This window comes from Thermus sp., assembly GCF_039793865.1.
Taxonomy (GTDB): Bacteria; Deinococcota; Deinococci; order Deinococcales; family Thermaceae; genus Thermus.
In genome coordinates, this window is the sequence record NZ_JBAMMI010000094.1 from 12,259 (window position 1) to 16,098 (window position 3,840).

4 protein-coding genes and 4 pseudogenes are annotated in these 3,840 nt (G+C 68.3%); 4 read left to right on the forward strand and 4 right to left on the reverse strand.

What is annotated here, in order from left to right; genetic code table 11:
- From nadA to bfr, 4 genes and pseudogenes are all read left to right on the forward strand, one after another.
- Positions 1-497: pseudogene (nadA, locus tag ABJK26_RS09690) on the forward strand (quinolinate synthase NadA); the annotation flags it as partial.
- Positions 498-584: 87 nt separating this feature from the next.
- A pseudogene (locus tag ABJK26_RS09695) lies at positions 585-926 on the forward strand (FAD-binding protein); the annotation flags it as partial.
- Between the two features lie 99 nt (positions 927-1,025).
- On the forward strand, positions 1,026-1,325 hold the full coding sequence (locus ABJK26_RS09700; RefSeq protein ID WP_347242077.1) for a hypothetical protein: 300 nt from the start codon (positions 1,026-1,028) through the stop codon (positions 1,323-1,325).
- Positions 1,326-1,338: 13 nt separating this feature from the next.
- Complete coding sequence (gene bfr / locus ABJK26_RS09705; protein WP_347242078.1) at positions 1,339-1,815, forward strand: bacterioferritin; 477 nt, start codon at positions 1,339-1,341, stop codon at positions 1,813-1,815.
- A gap of 34 nt (positions 1,816-1,849) precedes the next feature.
- On the opposite strand, the pseudogene ABJK26_RS09710 reads toward bfr, so the two are convergent.
- The 4 genes and pseudogenes from ABJK26_RS09710 to ABJK26_RS09725 form a co-directional block, all read right to left on the reverse strand.
- Positions 1,850-1,978: pseudogene (locus ABJK26_RS09710) on the reverse strand (winged helix-turn-helix transcriptional regulator); the annotation flags it as partial.
- Positions 1,962-2,144: pseudogene (paaA, locus tag ABJK26_RS09715) on the reverse strand (1,2-phenylacetyl-CoA epoxidase subunit A); the annotation flags it as partial. The pseudogenes paaA and ABJK26_RS09710, both read right to left, overlap by 17 nt.
- Positions 2,131-2,724: a TetR/AcrR family transcriptional regulator gene (locus ABJK26_RS09720; protein ID WP_347242080.1), complete on the reverse strand. Its 594-nt coding sequence runs from the start codon at positions 2,722-2,724 to the stop codon at positions 2,131-2,133. The pseudogene paaA and the gene ABJK26_RS09720, both read right to left, overlap by 14 nt.
- A 94-nt stretch (positions 2,725-2,818) precedes the next feature.
- A complete protein-coding gene (locus tag ABJK26_RS09725; protein ID WP_347242079.1) occupies positions 2,819-3,745 on the reverse strand; it encodes a tyrosine-type recombinase/integrase in 927 nt (308 codons plus the stop codon).
- Between the last annotated feature and the right edge of the window lie 95 nt (positions 3,746-3,840).

The window sequence follows — 3,840 nt, forward strand, 5'->3', positions numbered from 1 at the left end:
TCCTCCTCCCCGACCTCGAGGCGGGCTGCTCCCTCGCCGAAAGCATCCGCCCCGAGGACGTCCTGGCCTGGAAGGCGAAGCACCCGGACGGGATCGTGGTGGCCTACGTCAACACCAAGGCGGAGGTCAAGACCCTGGCGGACGTGCGCGTGACGAGCGCCAACGCCGTGGAGGCGGTTTCCCGCCTCCCGGAGGACCGGGCCATCTACTTCGTCCCCGACATGTTCCTGGGGGCCCACGTGACCCGGGCCACGGGGCGGAAGATGGACCTCTTCCTCGGGGAGTGCCACGTGCACGCGGGGTTCCACCGCCTCAAAAAGGAGGCCCCGGAAAAGGCCTTCTTCCCGGTGAAGCCCGACGCCGTTTGCGAGTACATGAAGCGGATCGCCCTGGAGAAGGTCTACCTTTCCTTGAAGGAGATGCGCCACGCCATCCGGATGCCCGAGGAGGTGGCGAAGCGGGCGAGGCGGGCCCTCGAGGCCATGGTGCATGGTGGCCGTGGGCTGATGGAGCGCCTTACCGCCGACCTCCTTATCCTGGGCGCCGGGGTGGCGGGGGTCTACGCCGCTTTGGCCGCGAAGGAAAGGGGAGCCCGGGTCCTTCTGGCGAGCAAAGACCCCCTCCCCGCGGGCTCCACTCCCTGGGCCCAAGGGGGGGTGGCCTTCCCCGTGGGGGAGGAGGACCTGGAGGCCCACCTCCGGGACACCCTCACCGCCGGCCGGGGCCTCGTGGAGGAAGGGGTGGCTCGCTCCATCTTGGAGGAAGCCCCCCGCCACCTGGAAAGGCTTCGCGCCTTCGGCCTTCCCTTCCACCCCGAGCCCACCCGGGAAGGGGGGCATTCCCGCGCGAGGGTTTTCCACCTGGGCGGGGACCGGAGCGGGCTTTTGCTCCTCCAAGGGCTTTTGGAGCGGCTTTCCGCCCCGTAGTCCCCGCCCAAGCCCTAAGCCTCCTCGTCGCCGGGAACCGGGTGGCGGGGGCCCTCCTTTGGGGGGAAGTGGCCTTCCCCCCTAGCCCCACCGGAAGCGGTGGCGGCCCTGAGGGAGGAGGCGGGGGAGGCCCTCGGGGTGGTGCGGCGCGAAGAAGCCCTCCTCGCTTTCCTCCGCCGGGCGGAGGCCGTACCCCTGGAGGAGGTGGACCGGGCCGGTAGGGACCGCCTCAAGGCGGGAAGCCTCCTCCTCCTCATGCGCCTCCTCGCCCGGGCGGCCCTGGCCCGGGAGGAGAGCCGGGGCGCCCACTTCCGGGAGGACTTCCCAAGGGAGGAGGCCCCCCGGCACAGCCTCTTCCAGGGATGGACCCTCGCCTTCCTTCCCGCGGGTGTAGAGTAGGGGAGGAGGCCATATGAAAGGGCACCCCGAGGTCATCCAGAGCTTGCAGGCAAGGCTTTCCGAGGAGCTCGCCGCCATCCTCCAGTACATGGTCCACGCCGAGATGGTGGAGAACTGGGGCCTAAAGGCCCTGGCCCGCCACCTCAAGGCCCACGCCATCACCGAGATGCGGCACGCCGAGAAGCACATTGAGAGGATCCTCTTCCTGGAGGGCTTCCCCGAGGTAAGCCGCATCGCCGAGATCAGGATTGGCAAGAGCGTGGAGGAAGTCCTCTTCAAGGACTACGAGGGCGAGCTCCAGGCGGTGAAGGGCTACAACGAGACCATGAACCTGGCCCAAAGCCTGGGGGACAACGGCACCCGCGACCTGGTGGCGGAGATCCTCAAGGACGAGGAAGCCCACGTGGACTGGCTGGAAACCCAGCGGGAGCTCCTCCAGCAGATGGGCCTGGCCAACTACCTGCAGTACCTGGCGGGGGCGGCGGACTGACGATGCCCCTTGCTGGCGACGCCTCCGGGACGGGCTAGGCCACCGGGGCCTCGAGGTGCTTGCGGGCCCAGCGCTCTATGGCGGCGATGACCGCCTCCAGCTCCCGCCCCGCCTCGGTGAGGCTGTAGCGGGTCCTGGGGGGCATGTAGGACTCCACCCGCTTCGCTGTGGGCATGCTGGGAGATCATGCGGATGAGCTGCCTGCAGTACTCCGCGGGCATCCAGTCGCCGGGTTCAATCTTCTGCCCCCGGGCAATCCGGGCCTCAAACTCCTCTAGCCTCTCCTGGTAGTCCGGGTCCTCGGGGTAGCCGATCCTAAGCTTCACCATCCTCGCCTCCTTCCTCGCTGTGTTCCCCTTCCGGGGAAGCAGCCACGCCAAGGGCCTTGAGGACCAGCCTGGCGTAGGCTTCCGAAAGCTCATCCAGGGAGAGGGGACCCTCGGGCCGGTACCACTGGTAGGTCCAGTTGAGGGCGGAAAGGACGAAGAGGGTGGCGAGCCGCACGCTCTCCACCCGGAACACCCCCGCCCGCACCCCCTCCTCCACCACGGCCTGGACGCCTTCCTCGTAGCGGCGCCTCAGGGCCTTGGCCTCCTCGAGGAGGGGAGGGGAGAGGTGCTTCCACTCGTGAAAGAAGACCGTGGCCCGGGGAAGCTCCTCGGCGATGACCCGCAGGTGGCCCTTGACGAGGGCCTTCATCCGGGTTGCGGGGTTTCCTCTAGGAAGCTCCTCCAAGACCCTTTGGAACCTCTCCGCCGCCTGGCGCACCACCTCCAAGAGGAGCTCCTCCTTGGACTGGATGTAGGCGTAGAGGCTTCCGCCCTGGAGGTTCAGGTGGCGGGCGAGTTCCCGCATGTTGGTGGCGTGGTAGCCCCGCTGGCTGAAGAGGTAGCCGGCGATGGTGAGGATCTAGTTGCGGCGGTCCATGGCTAACGGTCGTTTGTTAGGTCAGCCCAACCTGGGCGAAGGGACAAGAGTTCCTCTCCCCTTCGGCCCTAGGCGCCTAGAGCTCGGGGAGCCTCGAGGCCGCCTCCTTGAGGCGCTCCCGGGAGGCGTGGAGGTAGATCTGGGTGGTGGCGATGGACTCGTGGCCCAGGAGGTCCTTCACCGCGTCCAGCTCCACGCCACGCTCCACGAGGAGGGTGGCGTAGGCGTGGCGGAACTTGTGGGGGGTGAAGCGCCTGGGGTCCAGGCCCGCCCTCAGGGCGGCCTCCCGGAACTTGGCCTCCACCCAGCGGGCCGAGGGGACATGGCCCCGGCGCCTTCCCTGAAGAAACGTGAAAATCGGCACATTCCCCTGGGGCGGGCCCAGCTCCAGAAGAGCCCCCTGGGCCGTGCGGGAAAGGGGCACGAGCCTTTCCTTGTTGCCCTTGCCCACCACCCGCACCGCCACGGGGTGGCCGCCCTCGAGGACCAGGTTCCGCCCCTTCAAGGAGAGGGCCTCGGAGATGCGCAGGCCCGTGCCGTAGAGAAAGCGGGCTAGGGCGACCAGAAGGCGGGCCTCCTTCTCCTCCGAGAGGGCCTCGAGGAAGCGCCTAAGCTCCTCGGGGGCCGGGTGCAGGGGAAGCCGCCTTCCCGCCTTGGGGCGGCCGATGCCCTCGGTGGGGTCCAGGACTTCCTCCCCCCGGATTTCCCGCAGGTAGCGGTAGTAGCTCCGGAGGGCGGCGAGAAACCCCTGCACCCGCCGCGGGGCCCAGCGCTTGGCGATGAGCAGGGCCCGCACCGCCTCGGGGCCCGGGGGAAAGCCCTCCTCCTCCAGGAAGCGGAGCCACAGGGAGAGGTCCTGGAGGTAGCGCCGCACCCCCCGGGCCGAGTAGCCCCGCTCCAAGAGAAGGTATTCCGCATAGGGGGCCAGGTCCCCAAGGACCTTTTCGGGCTTTCTAACACCGATGGTTTTCCAGATGATGGTGGAACCGTCCGGCGGGACCATGGGGCATTATACATGCGCGAAAGGTGCATTTCGCGCAGGGAAGGGGAGGGAAATCCAAAAAGCGCCCTCCCCAAGTCCTTTCAAGACCAGGGGGC

Excerpts from the sequence above, each read along its gene's own strand:
- bfr (WP_347242078.1), top strand. The coding sequence starts at position 1,339 with ATGAAAGGGCACCCCGAGGTCATCCAGAGCTTGCAGGCAAGGCTTTCC.
- ABJK26_RS09725 (WP_347242079.1), bottom strand. The coding sequence starts at position 3,745 with ATGGTCCCGCCGGACGGTTCCACCATCATCTGGAAAACCATCGGTGTT.